The organism is Desulfoluna sp. HI9BLuna (assembly GCF_056829775.1).
Genome location: NZ_CP186555.1, coordinates 573,428 through 593,150, shown reverse-complemented (window position 1 = coordinate 593,150; position 19,723 = coordinate 573,428). Strand labels below are relative to the sequence as shown.

Annotated in this window: 14 protein-coding genes; 3 read left to right on the top strand and 11 right to left on the bottom strand. The window is 60.6% G+C overall.

Annotated features, from left to right (window positions below):
* Positions 1–72: 72 nt before the first annotated feature.
* From ACOYW0_RS02175 to ACOYW0_RS02165, 3 genes are all read left to right on the top strand, one after another.
* Positions 73–4,350: an amylo-alpha-1,6-glucosidase gene (locus tag ACOYW0_RS02175; protein WP_482416951.1), complete on the top strand. Its 4,278-nt coding sequence runs from the start codon at positions 73–75 to the stop codon at positions 4,348–4,350.
* Positions 4,351–4,541: 191 nt separating this feature from the next.
* Complete coding sequence (locus ACOYW0_RS02170) at positions 4,542–6,056, top strand: glycogen synthase (protein WP_482416950.1); 1,515 nt, start codon at positions 4,542–4,544, stop codon at positions 6,054–6,056.
* Complete coding sequence (locus ACOYW0_RS02165; protein WP_482416949.1) at positions 6,034–8,118, top strand: alpha-amylase family glycosyl hydrolase; 2,085 nt, start codon at positions 6,034–6,036, stop codon at positions 8,116–8,118. The genes ACOYW0_RS02170 and ACOYW0_RS02165 overlap by 23 nt, the downstream gene beginning before the upstream one ends.
* A gap of 36 nt (positions 8,119–8,154) precedes the next feature.
* On the opposite strand, the gene ACOYW0_RS02160 is transcribed toward ACOYW0_RS02165, so the two are convergent.
* From ACOYW0_RS02160 to ACOYW0_RS02110, 11 genes are all read right to left on the bottom strand, one after another.
* Complete coding sequence (locus ACOYW0_RS02160) at positions 8,155–8,976, bottom strand: cytidylate kinase-like family protein (RefSeq protein ID WP_482416948.1); 822 nt, start codon at positions 8,974–8,976, stop codon at positions 8,155–8,157.
* Positions 8,977–9,173: 197 nt separating this feature from the next.
* Positions 9,174–9,995, bottom strand: coding sequence for a cytidylate kinase-like family protein (locus ACOYW0_RS02155; protein WP_482416947.1), 822 nt, complete (start codon positions 9,993–9,995; stop codon positions 9,174–9,176).
* A gap of 108 nt (positions 9,996–10,103) precedes the next feature.
* A complete protein-coding gene (locus ACOYW0_RS02150; RefSeq protein WP_482416946.1) occupies positions 10,104–11,666 on the bottom strand; it encodes a WecB/TagA/CpsF family glycosyltransferase in 1,563 nt (520 codons plus the stop codon).
* 61 nt (positions 11,667–11,727) lie between these two features.
* Positions 11,728–12,720 carry a glycosyltransferase family 2 protein gene (locus ACOYW0_RS02145; RefSeq protein WP_482416945.1) on the bottom strand — a complete coding sequence of 331 codons (993 nt, stop codon included), beginning with the start codon at positions 12,718–12,720 and terminating at the stop codon, positions 11,728–11,730.
* Entirely contained in the window at positions 12,717–13,226 is a 510-nt protein-coding gene (locus ACOYW0_RS02140) for a serine O-acetyltransferase (protein ID WP_482416944.1), read from the bottom strand. The genes ACOYW0_RS02145 and ACOYW0_RS02140 overlap by 4 nt, the downstream gene beginning before the upstream one ends.
* Positions 13,227–13,321: 95 nt before the next feature.
* Positions 13,322–13,918, bottom strand: a complete 597-nt coding sequence (locus ACOYW0_RS02135) for an acyltransferase (RefSeq protein WP_482416943.1) — start codon at positions 13,916–13,918, stop codon at positions 13,322–13,324.
* 41 nt (positions 13,919–13,959) lie between these two features.
* Positions 13,960–15,771: a diguanylate cyclase gene (locus tag ACOYW0_RS02130; RefSeq protein WP_482416942.1), complete on the bottom strand. Its 1,812-nt coding sequence runs from the start codon at positions 15,769–15,771 to the stop codon at positions 13,960–13,962.
* A 40-nt stretch (positions 15,772–15,811) separates the two neighbouring features.
* Positions 15,812–16,399 (bottom strand): exosortase-associated EpsI family protein, encoded by a 588-nt coding sequence (locus tag ACOYW0_RS02125; protein ID WP_482416941.1) that lies wholly within the window; start codon positions 16,397–16,399, stop codon positions 15,812–15,814.
* The gene (locus ACOYW0_RS02120; protein WP_482416940.1) at positions 16,387–16,920 is read right to left on the bottom strand and encodes a hypothetical protein; all 534 of its coding nucleotides are present in this window, start codon (positions 16,918–16,920) and stop codon (positions 16,387–16,389) included. The genes ACOYW0_RS02125 and ACOYW0_RS02120 overlap by 13 nt, the downstream gene beginning before the upstream one ends.
* Positions 16,917–17,741 carry an exosortase/archaeosortase family protein gene (locus ACOYW0_RS02115; protein WP_482416939.1) on the bottom strand — a complete coding sequence of 275 codons (825 nt, stop codon included), beginning with the start codon at positions 17,739–17,741 and terminating at the stop codon, positions 16,917–16,919. The genes ACOYW0_RS02120 and ACOYW0_RS02115 overlap by 4 nt, the downstream gene beginning before the upstream one ends.
* Positions 17,738–19,678 (bottom strand): tetratricopeptide repeat protein, encoded by a 1,941-nt coding sequence (locus ACOYW0_RS02110; protein WP_482416938.1) that lies wholly within the window; start codon positions 19,676–19,678, stop codon positions 17,738–17,740. The genes ACOYW0_RS02115 and ACOYW0_RS02110 overlap by 4 nt, the downstream gene beginning before the upstream one ends.
* Between the last annotated feature and the right edge of the window lie 45 nt (positions 19,679–19,723).

Genomic DNA, 19,723 nt, shown 5'->3' with positions numbered 1-19,723 from the left:
GGGCCGAGCCGTCACCCCGTTCACCTTCAACCTGTCGATCCCGCGACCCAACGCTCCGCATCCGAGGCTGTTATGAATCCATCCGGTACAAGGAAATCGGTCGGTCCGCTGACCCAGACACCGACACCCGGCAGTTCCCTGGTACGCTACGAAGGAGAGATCCTTGTCTTTGATCTCTGCCTGGGCGAGGGGGAAGGCGGGGAGGGGGTGGTGCGCACAAACCTGGGGTTCACCGCACCGGAGGTGGAGGAAGCCTGCCCCGCGTACCCGGAAAACGCCTGGCGGGACATTCCCATGCTTCCAGCGGGCAAGGGCCGCTTTGTCCTCACCCTGCCGGTGACCGAAGCCGGGTACTTTGAGGCAACCTGCTGCGTGAAGCAGCCGGGGGGGATCCTCTGGGTGGAGGGCGGCAACGTGAAGATTCATGCCAAGCCCGCCGCCACATGCTGCTCCGCCATTATATATAACGCGTTTTTACGGCAGTTCGGCCCCTCCATGCTCCTTGAGCAAGAGGCATCGGAGCCCTGTGCCGAGGCCACAGCCCGTTTGGAGAGGGAAGGCCACACCGTGATTCCGCCGTCCGGGACCTTCCGATCCTTTGCGCGTCACCTCGATTTTATCATCGGCAGGCTTGGCTGCAACGTGATCCAGCTCCTGCCGGTGAACCCTTTGCCCACCACCTTCGGAAAGATGGGGCGTTTCGGCAGCCCGTACGCCGCCCTGAGTTTTACAGGTGTGGAGCCCTCTCTGGCTGAATTCGATCGCAAAAGGACCCCTGTGGAGCAGTTCACGGACCTGACGGATGCCATCCACGAACGGGGCGCAAAGGTGATCCTTGACCTGGCTGCCAACCATACGGGCTGGGCTGCCTGGGTCCACGAAGCACATCCGGAGTGGCTGCTCCGCAGGGCCGACGGCGAGATCGTCTCTCCGGGTGCCTGGGGGGTGATCTGGGCGGACCTTACGGAACTGGATCACTCCAGCCCCGGGGTGGCCGACCACCTCACCGAAGCCTTTCTCACCTGGTGCCACCGGGGCGTGGACGGGTTCCGGTGCGATGCCGGGTACATGATCCCCCCGCGGATCTGGATCCAGGTGGTGCGCACGGTGCGGGCGGCTTACCCCCATACCATTTTCCTGCTGGAGGGGCTGGGCGGGGGCATCGACGCCACCCGGGAGATCCTTGGGCGTTGCGGGTTTGACTGGGGCTACTCCGAACTCTTCCAGAACGAAGACAAAAGGGCCGTTGAAAATTACCTCCGGGAACTTGCTGAGATCTCTCGGGAGGACGGCCTCCTGGTCAATTTTGCCGAGACCCATGACAACAATCGCCTGGCCGCGGTCTCCTCGTGTTACGCCCGCCACAGGACCGCCCTGTGCGCTCTTCTCTCCTGCAACGGCAGCTTCGGGTTTGCCAACGGGGTGGAGTGGCTGGCCACGGAGAAGATCGACGTGCACGGGTCCTCGGGGCTCAACTGGGGGAGCCGGGAGAACCTGGTGGACCACCTGGCGCGTCTCGCAACGATTCTGAAACACCATCCCTGTTACCACGAAGGCACGGAACTTTCGGTACTGGACTCCGCATCCGAGGAGGCCGTGGTGGTGCGTCGAGACCATGAAGCAACGGGCAAAAGCCTCTGGGTGGTGGCCAACACCGACTGCAGGGCCCCGGCCAAGGCGTCCTGGGTGGCCGATACGTTGTCGCGGGGGCCGTTCTGGGACCTGCTCACCGGGAAGAGGGCGGTTGTCACCGCGCGGGCCGGAGGGGTTTCCCTGGACCTGGCTCCTGGGGCGGTGCTCTGCCTGACACCGGACGCAGGGGATGTGGAGGCCGTGGCCACCCATGGTCGGGCTCCCTCGGTGTGGCCCGAGCACCTGCACCGAAAGATTCTGGCGGCGGCCTGCCTGAAGGTTCACACCTTTTACCATGGCCTGACGGACTGTTCGGATTTTTTCATTGATGACGCTGTGGGGCACTTTACCCGGGACCCAGAAGGGTACCTGAGGCGTGAAAACCCCTTTTCCATGGAGACGCGGACCGTGGTGTGGCGCTGGCCCATGGACCGGCACCGGGAGGTGATGGTGCCCCCCGATCATTTTTTGATGGTGTGTTGTCCCCATCCGTTCCGGGTGGTGCGGGAGGTGGGGACAGAGACCTGCGGTGCGGAGACGGGGATCCGGCTTCCCTCAGGGGAGGTGACCGCCCTTTTCATGCCGAGGCGGGACAGGGGGGAAACTGAGCACGGACAGCTTTGCCTGACCCTTTACGCCCCCGACGGGATACACAACGGAAACGGCGGCATCCGTTACCTCACCGCCCGGGAGCCCAAGCACCTTCCTCTCCAGTTTGCCCGTGGGGACCGTCTTTTTCCCTCCATCGTCATCGGCTCCAACGGCAGGGGGGCGCTGGTTCGCGTACCCGTTGAGAGGGAACGCCTGACAAGCAAATACGATGCGCTGCTGGCGGCAAACCTCAATCCGGCGTGTCCCGAAGACCGGCGGGTGGTCTGGACGCGGTGTCGGGCCTGGGTGACCTACGGCGGCTTCTCCTTTCCCCTGGCCCTGGAGTACCTGGAGAGGTTCAGGACGGGCAAGGGCATGGTGGGGCTCTGGACCTACCTGGTACCGGTGGGCAACGGCAAGCTGGTCCAGGTAGAGATGCGCATCGAAGGCGTGGAGGGGGAGAACCGGACCCGCCTCTGCTTTCGCCGGACAGCGGCTCCCTTTGCCCGGATGCTTGAGCCCGATGAACCCGTGGGCCTGATTCTGAGACATGATATCGAGGACCGCAGCTTTCATCACACCACCAAGGCGTACACCGGCCCGGAAACCCAGTGGCCGAGCAGGATCGTTTCGGAAAAAAGAGGATTTTTCTTTGACCTGTCAGGGGGGCACCGGTTTGCCCTGACCTTAAGTGACGGGAGCTATCACGCATTGCCCATATGGGACTACATGGTGCCTCTGCCCCTGGAGCAGGAGCGGGGGCTTGATGCCACCACTGACCTCTTCAGTCCCGGGTACATGGAGACCATGCTCTGCCAGGGAGACTGCACGGTGGTGGACGGTCAGGTGGTGCCGAGGGCTGTGGGGGAGGCCGCTTCGACACTCTATTCACGGGCGGGGCCTGTGATGGATGACGGTGAGCTTGAGCTTACCCCCGATGCGTTGATGGAACGTTCCCTTTCCGCATACCTGGTGCACCGGGAAGGGCACAAATCGGTGATTGCCGGGTTCCCCTGGTTCCTGGACTGGGGGCGTGATTCCCTCATCTGCGTGCGGGGACTGCTGGCGGCGGGGCGTCACGAAGACGCTACGGCCGTGTTGACCCAGTTCGGGCAGTTCGAGGAGAAGGGGACCCTGCCCAACATGATCCTGGGGAGGAACACGGGCAACCGGGATACCACCGATGCGCCCCTGTGGTTTGCCGTGGCGGCCTTTGAAGCGGCCGAGGCCGTCGGAGACGAGAGTTTTTTCGAGCTGGACATGGGGGGGCGCTCCTTGCGGGAGATCCTGCTCTCCATTGCCCGGCACTATTCAGACGGTACCCCCAACGGCATTGTCACGGATCCCTTGTCCGGCCTGGTCTTCAGTCCCGCCCATTTTACCTGGATGGACACCGACCATCCAGCATGCACGCCCCGGTCCGGGTACTGCATTGAAATTCAGGCCCTCTGGTACCGGACCCTCGTGGGGCTGGGACGGATGGACAGGGAGGGAGGAGCCGCCTGGCTGGCCCTGGCGCGAAATGTTCAGACGTCGGTCTTGGATCTGTTTACATGCGCCGCCACAGGGGCGCTCAGCGATTGCCTGCATGCGGAAACGCCAGTGCCTGCGGTGCAGGCTGCGGCTGACGACCACCTGCGTCCAAACCAGCTTCTGGCCGTTACCCTGGGGGTGGTGGAGGACCCGGTCCGGGCCCGAAAGGTGGTGGAGGCCTGCAGGGAGCTGGTGGTACCGGGAGCGATGCGAAGCCTTGCGGACCGGTATGTGGCCTATCCCCTGCCCCTTACCTGGGAAGGCTTGCCCCTCAACGATCCCCATCGCCCCTACCAGGGAGTGTACCAGGGGGATGAAGAGCGGGAGCGGAAGCCCGCGTACCACAACGGCACCGCATGGGGGTGGCTGTACCCCCTCTTTTGCGAGGCCTGGTTTTGCGCGTTTGGGGATGGGGGGCGAAAAACAGCCCTCTCCCTGCTTCATGAACCACTGCATCAGGTCCTGACCGGGTGCTACGGCCATCTTCCGGAGATCATGGATGGCAACGCGCCCCACGTCCCTCGTGGCTGCGACGCCCAGGCCTGGAGCGTCAGTGAGTGGCTCCGGGTCAAGACTCTGCTCAGCAGCGATTGACACCTTTATTATCAGGGGGCCCGGACCTCACCGGAGGTTTTCGGCCCCGTTGCCCAGGAGGATATGGTTTGACCAACCTTTGCTTGAATGCTGCCCCTGCGCATCGCCACTATCGGCAGGGCGGTTTCCAAAACGTGATTCCAAACCCATTGCCCAGGTGGCTTCCTTCGCCGCCGCCGGAGAAAACCAACATGCCCACATCTCGGAATAAAACGCCCCGGGTGCTTATTGTTACGCCAGAGATTACCTACCTTCCCGCAGGCATGGGGGAGGGGGCGGACAAAATGCACGCCAAGGCCGGGGGGCTGGCGGATGTCTCGTCTTCCCTTATTCGGGCGCTTTACGAACAGGGGGGAGATGTCCACGTGACCCTGCCCAACTACCGGGCGATTTTCAGGGACCAGTTGCGAAACGATTTTGACGAGGAGGTGGATCGGATCCGGAACTCCATCACCAGCGACCGGATCCATCTGGCCGAAGACAGGGCTTTTTTCTACCTCGATCAGATCTATTCGGGGTACAACGGGGAAGACGTGAAGATCTCTCTGGCCTTTCAGCGTGAGGTGATCAACAACGTGATCCCGAGGGTGAAACCGGACCTGATCCATTGCAACGACTGGATGACCGGGCTGATTCCCGCCATGGCAAGGCGGGTGGGGATTCCCTGCCTGTTTACCCTGCACAATGTCCACAGCAGGGAGACGGTGATGGCAACCATCGAAGACCGGGGCATCGACACGGCGGATTTCTGGCAGCACCTCTATTTTACCCGGCCCCCCGGGAACTACGAGGCATCCCGGGACACCATCCCCGTGGATTACCTGGTGAGCGGGGTGTTTGCATCCCATTATGTCAACACGGTGAGCCCCACCTTTTTCCGGGAGATTGTCCATGGCGGACACGACATGGTCACAAGCCAGTTGCGGCAGGAGCTGGCCAACAAGTGGCACGCGGGATGTGCCGCCGGGATCCTGAACGCCCCGGACGACACCTGCGATCCAGAGACCGATACGGCCATTTTCAGGAATTATACCGCGGAAAGCCATAAGGCGGGCAAGCGGTCCAACAAGATCCATCTCCAGGAGAAACTGGGCCTCACGGCGGATCACAGGGCGCCCCTCTTTTTCTGGCCGTCCCGGCTGGATCCTTTGCAGAAGGGGTGCGGTCTCCTTGCGGAGATCCTCTACGAGACCCTGTCCCACTACTGGCATGACGGCATGCAGGTGGTGATGGTGGCCGACGGGGCCTTTAAACCCCATTTTGAGAGGATCATCCGGACCTTTAACCTTCAGTCCAGGGTGGCCCTGGCTCCCTTTGAGGAGTCCCTTTCCCGGCTGGCCTATGCAGCGTCGGACTTTCTCTTCATGCCGTCAAGGTTCGAGCCGTGCGGCCTGCCCCAGATGATCGGTCCCCTGTACGGCACCCTGCCCGTGGCCTGCGACACCGGCGGGATCCACGACACCGTCACCCACCTCAATGCCGAGGAGGGCACGGGCAACGGGTTTCTGTTTAACTCCTACGACTCCTCCGGCCTGCGCTGGGCCGTTGATGAGGCCATGGTCTTCTGGCGGAAGCCCGAGGCCTTCAAACGATCCCAGATTGTCCGCATCATGGATGAGAGTCGCAGGACCTTCAATCACACCGTAACGGCGAACAGGTACATTGACCTTTATGAGACGATGCTTGAACGGCCCTTTATTGTGTAGCGAAACGGGAAACGGGTACAGCTGTACGGGCCTGGACCATGCCGGAGAACTGGCCGCGACCCTCATCAGCCTGGATCCCTGGCTGAAACCCTACGGATCGGTACTGGTGAGACGCCTGGAGAAGGTGAGCCTTGCCCAAAAGCTTCTGTCCCGGCACGGGAGCCTGAGGGACGCTGCCGATACCCACCTTGTCTATGGCCCGAGGTACGAAGGGGGCACCTGGCGTATCGGGGAGTGGGCGCCAAATGCCACGGCCGTGTATCTTGTGGGGACCTTTTCCCACTGGCAGGAGAGGCCCGAGTATGCCCTCACGCGCCGATACGGGTCGGATATCTGGGACATCACTCTTCCCGAAGAGGAGATGCCCCACGGCACCCTGTTCCGATTTCGTATCCACTGGGAAGGGGGCGCAGGAGACCGCATCCCGTCCCATGCCCATCGGGTGGTTCAGGATCCCGAGACCCTTCTTTTCAACGCCCAGGCATGGCGCCCGGAGCCCTATGTGTGGCGGAACCGGCCCATGATCGAAGAGGGCGTCCCCCCCCTGGTGTACGAAGCCCATGTGGGCATGGCCGGGGAGAAGGGCGACGTGGCCGGGTTCGACCATTTCACGGATCATGTGCTGCCCCGCATCAAAAAGGCGGGATACAACACGATTCAGCTGATGGGGATCCTGGAGCATCCTTATTATGGGTCCTACGGGTACCACGTGACCAGTTACTTTGCCGTCTCGTCCCGGTTCGGAACCCCCGAGGCCTTTATGCGCCTTGTGGACACCGCCCACGGCATGGGGATCCGGGTGATCATCGATCTGGTTCACTCCCACTCGGCGGGCAACGAGGTGGAGGGCTTGAGCCGCCAGGACGGCACCTCTCACCTCTACTTTCACGACGGCAGCAGGGGGCACCACGAGGGGTGGGATTCACGCTGTTTTGATTATGGGAAAGAGGGAGTGGTCCGGTTTCTGCTTTCCAATTGCCGGTACTGGCTGGAGACGTATCGCCTGGATGGGTTCCGGTTTGACGGAGTCACCAGCATGCTTTACCACCACCGGGGCATGAGCAGGTGCTTTACGTCGTATGACGACTATTACGGGGAGGAGGTGGACGAGGAGGCGCTGGTCTATCTTTCCCTTGCCAACCGGTTGATCCACGAGATCCGTCCCTCGGCCCTTTCCATTGCCGAAGATGTGAGTGGTATGCCGGGCCTGGCCCTTCCCCGGGAACTCGGGGGAACCGGGTTTGACTATCGGTTTGCCATGGGGCTTCCCGACCTCTGGACCAAGCTCATCAAGGAGGTGCCCGATGAGTCCTGGAATCTCGACACGATCTGGTACGAGTTGACCAACGGGCGGTACAGGGAGCCTGCCATCAGCTATGCCGAATCCCACGACCAGGCCCTGGTGGGGGACCAGACCCATTTTTTCCGCATGGCCGGGGCCGCCATGTACGATCACATGGGAAAAGACGACACCGATCCGCTCATCGAGCGGGCCATGGCCCTCCACAAGATGATCCGCCTCATCACCTTTGCAACAGCCAGCGGCGGGTATCTTAACTTTATGGGCAATGAGTTCGGCCACCCGGAGTGGATCGATTTTCCCCGCCACGGCAATGACTGGTCCGGTCATTATGCCAGGCGGCAGTGGAGCCTGGTGGACAACCCGGACCTGAAATACCCATTTCTGGCAAGCTTTGACCGGGCCATGACGGCCCTTATTCAAGATGGCGGTCTTTTTGGCGAGGCCCCCATCCGGCTCCTGGGGATTTCGCGCATAAAAAAATGGCTCGCCTTTGAAAGGGGAGCCATGGTTTATATCTTCAACTTTCATCCCACCGAGTCCTGGGTGGACCATCCCGTGTCCGTGAGCCCCGGTGATTACAACATGCACCTGAACAGCGACGCCCGTCGTTTCGGGGGCCAGGGCCGTATCGAAGAGGAGCAGCGTTTCTTTTCGTTCCCCGACGCCAAGGGCGGGCACCTGATTTATACCTATCTGCCCGCCCGGACGGCGATGGTGCTTAAAAAGCAGGAAAAAAAGGTCATAGGTCATGGGTCATAGGCCTGTGACCTGTTTTTCCTATGACCTGCTTACCTGTTACTTATGCATCGGCGTCCGTGGAATCGTTTTGGCCTTGAGGTCCAGCTCCAGGTGTTTGATCCCTTCGATGCCGCAGGTCAGGGCGCGGATGTCCCGTTTCTTTTTGGGGATCTGTGCCACGGGCGGGTCCATGGTGATGACCACGTTGCCGTTGTGGGAAGCCACTTTGGCTTCGCTGTATTTCTGGACGATGGCTGCCTTGACCGTGGCCGTCAGGGCCATGTCGTTCAGCTGTTTTTTCGCCTCTTCGGTATCTTTGAAGGACTCTTTTTCAAGGGTGTGGCAGATGATGTCCACGCAGTCATCCACAGAGATGCGCTCTAAGTTGATGACCATGTTGTAGAGCTCCGGGTCCCGGGTATCCATCTTGTACAGGGACGAGCACCAGTTGTAGCGCTCCTTGTCTTCCTGGAGAACACGTTTTCTCGCCACGTTTTCAGGCACGTCTTCCCGCTCCATCTCCTCTTTGATTCTGTTTTCCATGCTGTCGATGATTTTCACCTTCAGGACATGGGGAACCCTCTGGACGAAAAAATGCCCCACAATGCCGTGGTAGACAATGGAGCCTTGTTTCAGGTTATTCAAAAGGGCCGTCCGGAAAAAGGCGATGTACCGTTCCTTGCCGTTGGACAGTCGCTCAAAGATGGTGGGGCTGTCGTGGATGGCCTTGGCGAGCTTGATTTCCGGAACATTGTACTGTTCGGATGCCTCGAGGATTACCTCCCTGGACATGCAGGTGTGGCCGAGCCTTTCGGCAATGCGTTCCGCGATAAGTTTGCGTTTTATTTGGGATGTACTGGACAGGGTAACAATGGGCATTGTGCGTCTCCAAGGGTCAGAAATGAGTTTGCTTGTCTATCAAGGGGCGCATCATAGGCGCGGAACACGGTAATTTCAATGGAAAATTTTCGCTTTTTTTCAGCGCCCTGCAAACGGCGGGTATCCCCGCCAGGATATTTCACGAGTCGGGTGCTCCCTTTTGCATGAAATACCCGGGCCCGGGGGTTTTGCCGTGCTTATTTGTGCATGGCCGTCCGCGGCATGGAGCTGGACTTGATGTCCATGTAGATGTCCTTGATGCCTTTGATCTCCGTCAGAAGGGATCTGATCTCTTCCTTTGTCTTGTCGACCTTGGTCACCGGGTCGGGCAGTTTGATAACCACGCTTCCTTCTCGTGTGGTCACCTCGGCGTTGTAATAGCGATTCACAAGGGAAGCCCGGACCGTAGCGGCCAGGGCCAGGTTTTCCAATCTGCTTTTTGTTTCGCCGGATTCACGGAAGTAGGCCAGGTCAGCGGTGTTGCGGATGATGGTGACGCAATCCTCCACGGAGACGTGCCGGAGGTTGATGCTCAAGTCGTAGAGTTCGGGGTCCCGGGTGTCGATTTTGTAGAGGTGATGGCTCCAGTTGCAGCGCTCTTTGTCATCCTTTGCGATCCGTTTCCGGGCGATCTCTTCGGTGACCTGTTCCCGGGCCATCTCGTCGGCGATGCGTGTCTGCATGTCCGAAAGGAGCCGTATCTTCAGGACGTGGGGAATGTCCTGAACAAAAAAATGTCCGGCCAATCCGTGGTAGACGACGTTTCCTTTTTTAAGGCGGTTGAGAAGGGCCGCCTTGATAAACGCAATGTAGCACTCCTTACCGTGGGAGAACCGATCGTATACGGAAGGCCCGTCGTGGATGGCCCTGGCCAGCTTGATTTCCGGGACATTGAACTGTTCGGATGCCTCCAGGAGGATCTCCCGCGAGATGCAGTCATACCCCATGGCAGTGGCGATTTTTTCCGCAACAACGCTTCCTTTGCTGCAGAATGACCTGGATATTGTGATGATGGACATGGCACCTCCTTGCATGCGTGGTTAAGGCGAAACAGACAGGGCTGTTGCCTGTGAGGGGTCACTGTGTTTTCGGGCTGGGGACCGGGGTGCAGGGCCCGGGGCACGGTTTCAGGAGAGGATGGTTTTATCCAGGGCGGCCCTTGCCTTTCGGATGTCCTGCAGAGAAGGGAAAAAATGGTCCAGTCTCGTGACACGGAGCATTTGGGCAACATGTGTATTGACACCACAAGTAAGACAGGTGTGGCCGGATGACGCAACGGTTTTTTTTACTTTGAGCAGAAGGATCAGGCCGGTGCTGTCCACAAAGTTGAGGTGGGTCAGATCCAGGATGAGATGTCGGGAGGCGACGGCTTTGAGGAGCCTTTGGGTATCGAATTCCTGCATCTGAGCTGCGTCAAGGGCTCCGAAGAGCTGGAGTTCACGGCTTTTTTCCGAGGATGTCAGGGTATGGTAAAACGGGCGGTGCAGCACCGGAGCCTGCTGGGAGTTTTCGATCTCCTTAAGATCTTCCACCATGTGGTCGGAGAGCAGGGACGCCACCCGATTGAGCTTGAGGGTTTTCATCACCTGGGGCTGCACCCCGGCCATGTGAAATCCCGCGTACCGGGCAGAGCCTTTTTTCCAAAGGCCCAGAAGAAACCCCAAGCCCGATGAGTCGATGAACCGGACATTGCGGAAATCAAGGACCAGCCCGTTGCCGTGGGCCAGCCACTCCTCCTGTTGCTGCTTTAGCTCGGCCACCACCGATGCGTCGAGTTCGTTTGGCAGGGGGACCACGTTGAGTTCGTTTTTAAGGGGGGTATCCTCCTGGGGCGCGAGGGGCTCGGACGTGTCGTTTTTCGGGGTGCCAAACCGGAGCCTTTTCCACCGGTCCTGCACGATGATGGGCAGCACCATGACGGAGAACTTCACCAGCCCGACGATGTAGCGTTTCCAGAGGCGCGTGGGGTCCTGGATGAGGCGGTACACCCATTCAAGCCCGGCGTTCTGCATCCATATCGGGGCACGGGAGACGCTGCCGGTGATGAACTCGAAGGTGCCGCCGATGCCGATGGTGACGGCCGCCTTGAGGCGATGGCGATTGCGGTGGAACCATGCCTCCTGCTTGGGGTTTCCGAAAGCCACCAGCAAAATGTCCGGTTCGGCTTCATTGATGCGCCCGATAACCTCGGTGTCGTCTTCATCGGCCTCGGCCAGTTTCTCCCCTTCAATGTGGACAAAGGGGGAATCCACCCCGGCGATGAGCATGCCGGGGTTTTTCTTTTTCAGGCATTCGGCGGCCTCTCTGGCCACGTCGCCCCGTCCTCCCAGAAAATAGAGGGAGAGCTTTTTGCCGGGGGCGGCAAGGGCGAGTTTGGGGACGAGGTCGGCTCCGGTGACCCTCTCCTTCAGCGGGTTGCCCAAAAGGCGGCTGGCCCAGACCAGGGGCATGCCGTCGGCGGTGACGAGGTCCGCGTGCTGGAGGATGCCCAGGAGCTCGGGGTGTCGGGGGGCGCCGGAAAACCAGCTGAGGGTGTTGACGAGGAAGTCCACGTTGACCGTGGCGACAAGTCTGGGTTTCCCGTCGCTGCGGTAGGCGGCAACCATGTCATGGATACGGTCGACAGTCTCCTCCATGGTGAGGTTGTCCAGGGGGATTCCTAAAATCAGGACGGTGTCGGTGGGTTGCATGGTGACCTTTGGCTGGTGAGTGGTGAACAGTAAATATTTAATAGCTAATAGTGAGTGGGGGTCAGCCGAGGGTGTTGTGCAGGGGGCGGCCCAGGAGGCGGCCCGCAAGGTAGCGGATGACCCCGGCAAACTGGGGGAAGACCACAAAGGCAGAATGGCCGGCATAGATAAGGGCCTGGGGCATGGAACAGCGGAACCTGCGGGCAATGCGGCCCAGCGTGTAGAAGGGCTTGGCGGCAATGAGCAGGGCCACCGCAAGGCCCATGAGGGGATACCCGGTAAGAAGGCCTGCTGCGATGAGCGCTGGGGGAAGACCTCCCCGAACCGAGATCCGAAGGAGTTCCCGCAGCCAGAGGGGGTCGGAGCTGGAAGCAAACTTCAGGCCGATCTCGGCGTAAGCGTGGCCGCTTCGATAGGCTCGCCTGAGGTATTGGCCGAAGGTGTTCATGTTGATGTCGTGGGTACTCATGGGGGCCGCAAGCCGCAGGATTTCCCAGCCTGTTTTGCGAATCCGGCGGCTCAGCTCGGGGTCTTCTCCGGCCACGAGCTCGTCATCAAACCCGCCGGTCTCCTCCAGGGCATATCGGTAGAGGAGTACCTCACCGCCGAAGTAGCGGCAGGGCCCCTCTTCGTAGCCCCATTCCATTTCGGTGAGGAGGTGGTACCTGTTGCGTTTCGGGTGGCGTTCCCGTCTGAAACCGCAGACACAAGGGGTCCGGTCCTTCAGGTGCGGCAGGGCCGCCCGGAACCAGCCCGGCTCCAGGGTGGTGTCCGCGTCCATGAACTGAATAAGGGGCGCGGACGACGCCCGCCACCCCGCGTTTCGCCCGCGACCCGGTGTGGGGTGGGGATGGTCCAGGCGAATCACCTTGACGGTTTCAAAGGTTTCGGCTATCTCCGGGCTCCCGTCGTCGGAGCCGCCGTCCACATAGATGATCTCAAGTTTTTCTGCGGGATAGTCGCAGGAGAGTACCGAGCGGATGCATCCGTCGATATACCGGGAAACGTTGATGCCGATAATCACCACGCCGATGCTGGGGAGGGGACGGGTCATGTGGTGCCTCCTTTTTTGATGACGCGGGCGGGGATTCCCACGGCGATGGCGTGGGAGGGAACATCCCGGATGACCACGGCATTGGCTCCGATCTCCACATGATCACCGATGGTGATGGGGCCAAGAACCTTTGCTCCGGCACCGATGTCCACATGGTTTCCGATGGCTGGGGCTGCGGGCTCGTCGGTGCGTTGCAGTCCCACGGTCACCCCGTTGCGGATGACGCAATGGTCTCCGAAGGAGGCGAACCCGCTGATCACCACCCCGCCGAAATGGTCGATGCGGAACCCTTTTCCTACGTTGACCTCACAGGGCAGCTCAATGCCCGCCACCACCTGAACAGCCTTGAAGGCGATTTTGTAGAGCAGGGAAAAGGGCATCCTCAGCCAGCGGTTTCCGATGGTGTATCGCCACCTCCCGAATCGGTAGATGACCATGGCCCAGAATCCCTGGGATCCCCAGTCGCCCTTGTGGGCGGCAAGGTCCGCCCGGATGTTTTCAAACATGGTATTCCGCCTGTGTCGGGTTGGTGTGGTTTCCCTTGACAGCTACGGCTATCCCGCTATTTTCCCTATTCCCTATTCCCTATTCCCTATTCCCTTTAGCCCTTAGCCTCTTTTTTATCCGGCAACCTCGCACAAAAATACCCGAACCCGTCGTCCAGGCTTTGTTTCAGGGCGTCCCTCTGCTGCTGGGGGATATACGGGTGCTGAAAATGGCGTCCCTCCATAAGGGGGCGGTGCGTTGCGGCCTCTCGGCTCTTGCGGGTGAACTCCTCCATGGTGCAGACAAACCGGGCCGGGCTGCCTGCATAGACCATGTCCGGCGGGATGTCCCGGCTCACCACGGAGCCTGCTCCCACGATGGCGTTGGGTCCGATGGTGGTGTTGCAGAGGATGGTGCTTCCGGCGCCGATGAAGCAATGGTCTTTTATGACGACCCGTCCCACCTTGATGAGGTCTCCGGCCCAGGCGCTGGTGGCGTCGTGGGTGAGAATGGTGACGTTCAGGCTGATAACCACGTTGTCACCGATTTCCACAAGGTAGGGCATGCGGCCGTCGATGTAGGACGGGTAGAGGATCACGGCGTCTTTGCCGATGCGCACCCCCTGGTGCCTCAGGTAGGCCGGGTAATATCCCTTGTCGGCCAGGAGCCTCAACCTGCGCGTCATGTGCATGATTTTCTGGGTGAATTTCATGGGGCACATCCTTCTCATCTCGCGGTTGCATGGGGCTGCCGTCAGATCTGATCTTCCGTCCACATCTCCGTGAGAAACCGGATACACCGGTTGCGACCCTCTTCCTTGGCCCGGTAGAGCGCCACATCTGCGTATTTGATGCAGCTCCACAGCGTGTCCGTGTCCTTGGGAAATTCGCTTGCGCCGAGGCTGATGGTTTTTTGAATGACACCATCAGGGAGCCTGAACTTGACCTGCTGGACCTTCAACCGGATTTTTTCCGCGATGTCGATGCTCTCGCCGTCGTTGATGTCGAGGAGAACCACCAGGAACTCCTCGCCGCCAAAACGGATGACGATATCCGAGTCCCGGACACTTTGAGCAATGGTTTTGGCGGTCTCCTGCAGGACGAGGTCCCCTGCATGGTGGCCGTAGGTATCGTTGACCTGCTTGAAGTAGTCGAGGTCGCACATGATCAGCCCGATGTTTTTTCCCCGTCTCAGGACGCCCGCCACGATTTTCTCCGTGTATTCCTGAAGGTAGCGCCTGTTGTACAGGCCGGTGAGAGGGTCGATGAGGGCCGCATCCTGAAGAGAGTTCATCAGCCGTTTGGTTTCGATGACCGCAAGGGATTCGTTGATGTACTGCTCTGCCTTGAAGAGCTTTGTCTCCCTCTCTTTGATCCCCTCCTGGCCGATGGGTTCCGGGAAGAGAAGCTGCACCACGGCAACGGTGGCGCCGCCCACCACAATGGGAATGCAGTAGTGGTGCTCCTCTGTCTGGCAGGTGAATTGCCTGCATACGGAGGGAAAGTGGGAGGAGGTGATCAGGTGGCCGGTGCGCTTTGCCTTGCAGAGAGCATTGTCATCCAGGATCAGCTGGCTGCACACCATCTCTTCCTGATCAAAGGGGCCGGGGTAGGTCAGCTCCAGCTTGCTCTTTGAGCTGACGACCTGGAAGATAAAGCACCGGGGGATGCCGATGGTCTGCGTGAAAAGGTCGCCGAGCCTCTGGTAAACCTCCTCCAGGGAGTCGTCTTCTTCAATGACGTTTTTAAAGACCGCCAGGCTGTTGATGGCGTCCATGAGGCTGTTGAACTCTGTGGAGAGCAGGCCGATTTCATCGATGGAAGTGATGGCGATGCGCTTGGTCAGGCCGGCCCGCCCCTTGCCTCCGGCAATGTCCTGAAGCCCTTCGATGACCTTTTGGAGCGGGCGGGTGATACCGGTTCCGATGAAAACGGCAAGGGTGATGGTGAGGGTTGCAAACAGGGCGACACTGGTCAGCAGGAAGAGGCGCAGCTGGTTGATGTCTTCGTAGACATCATCGATGTAGATGCCGCTGCCGAGGATCCAGCCCCAGGGTTCGTAGAGCCGGACATAGGAGAGCTTGGGAACCGGTTTTTCTTTTCCTGCCTTGGCCCACATGTAGTCCACGTATCCTGCACCGTGTGCTTTGCTGACCTTAAGGAAGTCCTGAAAGAGGAGGTTGCCCTTGGAATCTTTCCGGTCGTTGAGGTTTTTTCCCTCAAGCTCCGGCATGATGGGGTGCATGACCATGGTGGAGTCCACGTCATTGATCCAGAAGTAACTGTTTTCACTGAATCGAAGGGGCCTGAGGCGGCGGGCGAACTGCTTTTTTGCCTCCGTTTTGCTGATTTTTCCCTCCCTGATGAGGTCGGCGTACTCCTGGAACATGCCGAAGGTGGTATCCACGACGTTTTTGAGCCCCTCTTTTTTTTCAGCGAGCATTTTCCTTTCCGCAAGGGGCATGAAATACCCCAGGATGACCAGGATCAGCAGGGCAACGCTGATGATGGAGATGGCCATGATTTTGCTGAGAATCTGCCATTCGCTGAATTTTACGATGCGCATTGGGCTTATTGCCATGTCGGTGGATGTGTTGACTCATTTATCAGAGATCATGGACCGGCCCGAAATGATGGATGACCCGGTGCCACGGGGGCACTAAGTCCCCTGCGGGCTGAATGACGACAAAGAGGGGCTCCGGCCCGGAAAGGCCGAAGGTAAGCCGTCTCAGGGTTGTCTGGAACCAGTACCGGACCACGGAGTTGTGGCGTGTGGCCCCGTTGGTGAACCAGTAAAGGACCCGCCGTTTTTCTCCTTCCCTTGCGAGGGTGAGCAGGCATGATTCCCCCCCTTCCATGGGGATGGGGCTGCGGTGCGCCACCTCCCAGCCCATGCCCCGGAAGCAGTAGGTGGGGTCGTGGACCGCGTGACGGTACCTGGAGCCGTCGATGGCCATGAGCACAAAGGGGAACCTGCCGAAGTGATAGAGACGCTTGACCACACGGGCGTTGCCGAAGACCGACTGCTCTGTCTGGGTAAGGGGTATGTCCTTTCCTGCGTATCCGGATCCGTTGATGGGCAGATGGTCCAGGCGGGAGGGCTGTTCCCGGTGGGCGTGCTTTGCCGAGGCCAGGCCAAAGAGCAGGGCGATGACAACGCTCAGGAGAAGGAGGATACGGGTTAGGTTGGACACGACGCAGTCTCCGATGGGGGGGCCGATGAAAGGAAAAAGAAACCGGTGCCTGCCGTTGCAAGGGCCAGTCGCATGGGCAGGATCATGAAAGGAAACAGATGGCTGCCCACCCATCCCAGAAGGGGCATCCAGCTGATGGCGGTGAGGAGCCAGGGGAGCTGCCGGGGGGTGAGGCCGGCCAGTCCTGCAAGGGCCGAGGCCAGTCCCAGGTGGTTGAGAAGGTTCAGGGAACCGAGTTCCCCGATGAAGGAGAGGAAAAGACCCAGGGCAAGGAGGTGGGGCTGGCCCAGCGGTCGGCCCTTTTTCAGGTGGCGGCCTCGGAAGAGGATGGGCAGGCCCCAGATAAACAGGGCCAGCCAGCCCAGGCGGTCATGGGGGCTTCGCTGCCAGGCGGCAAGCAGGTCCCGGGCATGCCACAGGCAGTAGGCAAAGACCGCTGCCTCGGCGAGCCGGAGGCGAACAAGGAGGGCCCAGAGTCCCTGATCCTTAACGGCACCGGATGCGTCGGGGGCCTGGTTCATGGGGCGCCTTCCCCGGCAGGCAGGGGCGCATGGGTCGCCAGGAAGCGAAACGTTCCAAAGCAGAGCAGGAACATTATCACGATGACCAGCCACCCGCCCAGGGTATGGAAGATGCCCATGGCGGTTTCCGGGTCGAAGGCCAGGGCCGTGCCGGTGATGGCGATGATGCGCAGGGTGTTGGCTGCCCAGGCGGCCACCACGAGCAGGGGGAGGGAGATCCAGTAGAGACGGGTTGCGCCCAGCTCCAGGTAGGCCAGGGCAATGCCTGCAATGAGCATGGCCTGGAGGGTGTTGAGGCCGGAGCAGGCCGGGGCCACGTCCACGGGAAGGTTTTCCACGAGGAGCCGGGTTCCCTGGCGGAGGACATCCAGCTGCAGGAGGGTGAAGACCCCCTCGGTGGCTTCGGCGCCGCTCAGGCGGAACCACCACCCCACGGGTCGTCCGTCCAGCAGGAGCCAGGGAAAGGCCATGACGGGAAGGGGCATAAGTTTCATCACCCTGCGCCGGGCTGCCGGGTCAAGGCGGGGAGAGAGCCAGCTCCAGAGAAAGGCTGTCCAGCCCAGGGCGGGAAACAAGGCCACACCGGTGATGAGCCCAAGGGCAAAGAGGGCAATGCCCACAAGAAGAAAGGGACTCGACGGAGGCGACGGCTCCCCGGAAAGCTGCCAGGGCCTGCCCAGCCAGTAAAACAGGGGCAGGGCAGCAAGCACAGGCAGGGTGTCGGAGAGGGACTGGGCCCATCCTGTGTCCTGAAGCCAGATCAGGACAAAACAGAGGGCCAGGAGCGTGGGAATGACAGGACGGCTGCGAAGTCGGTTCATGGCGCTACCTCGTTGCTTTTATCCTCTGCCTCTGCAATGGCGGCGAGGTTGGCCCGGAACTGCAGGCTGTCAGGGAACAGGGCGTTGAGCTCGGTGGTGAGGCGGCGCGCCTCATCCCAGCGTTTGTCTGCAAAGGCCTGCCTGGCCAGCCACACCTTGGCCTCGGCTGATTCTGTCATCACCTCGGTGTAGATGCGTGTGGCTTGTTCAGGGTCGTCTTTGGCAATGGCGATGCGTGCCAGGAGCTCCTGGCCGGTAAGGCTGTCGGCCAGGCCCGGCTGGTCGGAGAGGGTCTGCTCGGCCGCCTCAATCTCTCCCCTGTCCAGGTGGACCATGGTTTTGAGCCAGGCCGCACGGAATCCTGCATCCGAAGGGCTTTTTGCCAATTCGGCCAGGTGTGTCATGGCGTCGTCGATTCGGTTCTCGGACAAGAGCAGCTCTCCGGTGAGCACGGTGAGTGCCGGGCTCTGGGGCTGCCTTGCGGCAAAAGCCAAGGCCTCTTCAGTGCTTCGATTGTAACGGATAGCCTGGGTCAGGCCGTAGGCGACCCAGCCCGGAAAATCTTCGGAAAGCTCGGGCATGCGGTGAAGGAGAAGGGCCGCCTCCAGCCAGCCACCGGCAAGGAAGATGGCGGAGAATGCCTCCGGACTTTTGATGAGAGCGGCCAGCTCCGGAGAGGGCTCGGCAGTGTCGGTGCCCAGTTGACGGAACAGGGGGTGGGAGCTGTCGGCGGAAAGCGACCCCATGGGCTCCCTGGGGAAGGTACCCCATTTTCGAAATCGCAGGGCCGCCACCAGGGCTTCTTCTATTTCCGGGTTCCAGGAGCGGGTTTTAAAGGGGTTTCGTTCCAGCAGGAGCAGGGCCTGGTTCTCCTGGTCACGGGCAAGGTGGTCCACCACCCGCATCCAGAAGAGTTCCTGGCGGGTGGAGAGAAAGAGGTTGCGATCGGGGATCTGGAAAAAGGTTTCGTTGCTCCACAGGCTTGTGGCAGGCAGGTTGCCGAACCAGACCAGAAGAGGGGTAAGACGCTCCTCCGGGTAGGTGGCCTGGGTCCAGTCCCGGTCCAGGGGGGTGGCCATGCGACTCCAGAACATGGCCTTGAGCCAGAGATACCCCGGAGCCGTCGGGGTCAGGCCCCCTTCCCAGGTGGCCAGGGCCAGGTTCGGGTTGCCCTGGCGTCGGTAGAATTCGGCCAGCTGGTCCCTGACCCGTGGGTTGTCCGGTTCGGCGAGGTGGGCCGCCACATATTCCACCCGCGCTTCGGCCGGTTTTCCGAGCTGCTCCAGGATCTGGGCGCGGAAGAGGCGGATGTCGCTGTTGTAAGGGGCCAGCAGGGAGGCCTCTTCCAGGTAGCCCCAGGCCTCTTCCAAATGGTCCGGGGCGCTGAGAAGGGCCAGGCGAATCAGCCGGACTGTCTCAGTATCCACATCGGCGCGTTCCTCGTTCAGCAGGGCAAGGGCGGCGTCCCGCTTGCCTTCCACCAGAAGGGCGTCCACGTCCAGGGCAAGCCAGGCCCCGGCATTGGTCTCCCGGCCTTTCCAGCTCTGGCGCAGGGCATTGTAGGGCTCTTTGTTGCCTGTCTGGAGCAAGGCCCGGCAGACAAACAGGGCCGCCTCCTCATGGGGCAGGAAGAGGTGGGGGTGTCGGTCGTACAGGTGCAGGAGCCTCGGGACGTTGCGCATATCGAGGTGGGCCCTGATTTCCAGGGTGGCCTTGTGTTCCTGCAGGCTGTCGGAATCCTGGGGCAGGACGCGCCGCAGAAGGGCCAGGGCCTCCAGGGGCTTCTCTTCGGTGAGGAGGGCTTCGGCCCGTTTCAGGGTTTCGATGGCCCGTTTCTCCTGCGCGTGGCTGCGCCAGACAGCGCTGCCGAGGCCCACCAGGATGATCAGAAGGACAAGGACACCAACGACAGAGATCACTGTGTTTCTTTTTTTCATGACGCCTCCGTGTGAAAGGCTTTACGCAACAGGCAAAGGGTTGAT

What these genes read in the sequence shown, in the direction of transcription:
- ACOYW0_RS02175 (WP_482416951.1), top strand. Translation starts at nt 73, where the DNA reads ATGAATCCATCCGGTACAAGGAAATCGGTCGGTCCGCTGACCCAGACA.
- ACOYW0_RS02170 (WP_482416950.1), top strand. Translation starts at nt 4,542, where the DNA reads ATGCCCACATCTCGGAATAAAACGCCCCGGGTGCTTATTGTTACGCCA.
- ACOYW0_RS02160 (WP_482416948.1), bottom strand. Translation starts at nt 8,976, where the DNA reads ATGCCCATTGTTACCCTGTCCAGTACATCCCAAATAAAACGCAAACTT.
- ACOYW0_RS02155 (WP_482416947.1), bottom strand. Translation starts at nt 9,995, where the DNA reads ATGTCCATCATCACAATATCCAGGTCATTCTGCAGCAAAGGAAGCGTT.
- ACOYW0_RS02150 (WP_482416946.1), bottom strand. Translation starts at nt 11,666, where the DNA reads ATGCAACCCACCGACACCGTCCTGATTTTAGGAATCCCCCTGGACAAC.
- ACOYW0_RS02145 (WP_482416945.1), bottom strand. Translation starts at nt 12,720, where the DNA reads ATGACCCGTCCCCTCCCCAGCATCGGCGTGGTGATTATCGGCATCAAC.
- ACOYW0_RS02140 (WP_482416944.1), bottom strand. Translation starts at nt 13,226, where the DNA reads ATGTTTGAAAACATCCGGGCGGACCTTGCCGCCCACAAGGGCGACTGG.
- ACOYW0_RS02135 (WP_482416943.1), bottom strand. Translation starts at nt 13,918, where the DNA reads ATGAAATTCACCCAGAAAATCATGCACATGACGCGCAGGTTGAGGCTC.
- ACOYW0_RS02130 (WP_482416942.1), bottom strand. Translation starts at nt 15,771, where the DNA reads ATGCGCATCGTAAAATTCAGCGAATGGCAGATTCTCAGCAAAATCATG.
- ACOYW0_RS02120 (WP_482416940.1), bottom strand. Translation starts at nt 16,920, where the DNA reads ATGAACCAGGCCCCCGACGCATCCGGTGCCGTTAAGGATCAGGGACTC.
- ACOYW0_RS02115 (WP_482416939.1), bottom strand. Translation starts at nt 17,741, where the DNA reads ATGAACCGACTTCGCAGCCGTCCTGTCATTCCCACGCTCCTGGCCCTC.
- ACOYW0_RS02110 (WP_482416938.1), bottom strand. Translation starts at nt 19,678, where the DNA reads ATGAAAAAAAGAAACACAGTGATCTCTGTCGTTGGTGTCCTTGTCCTT.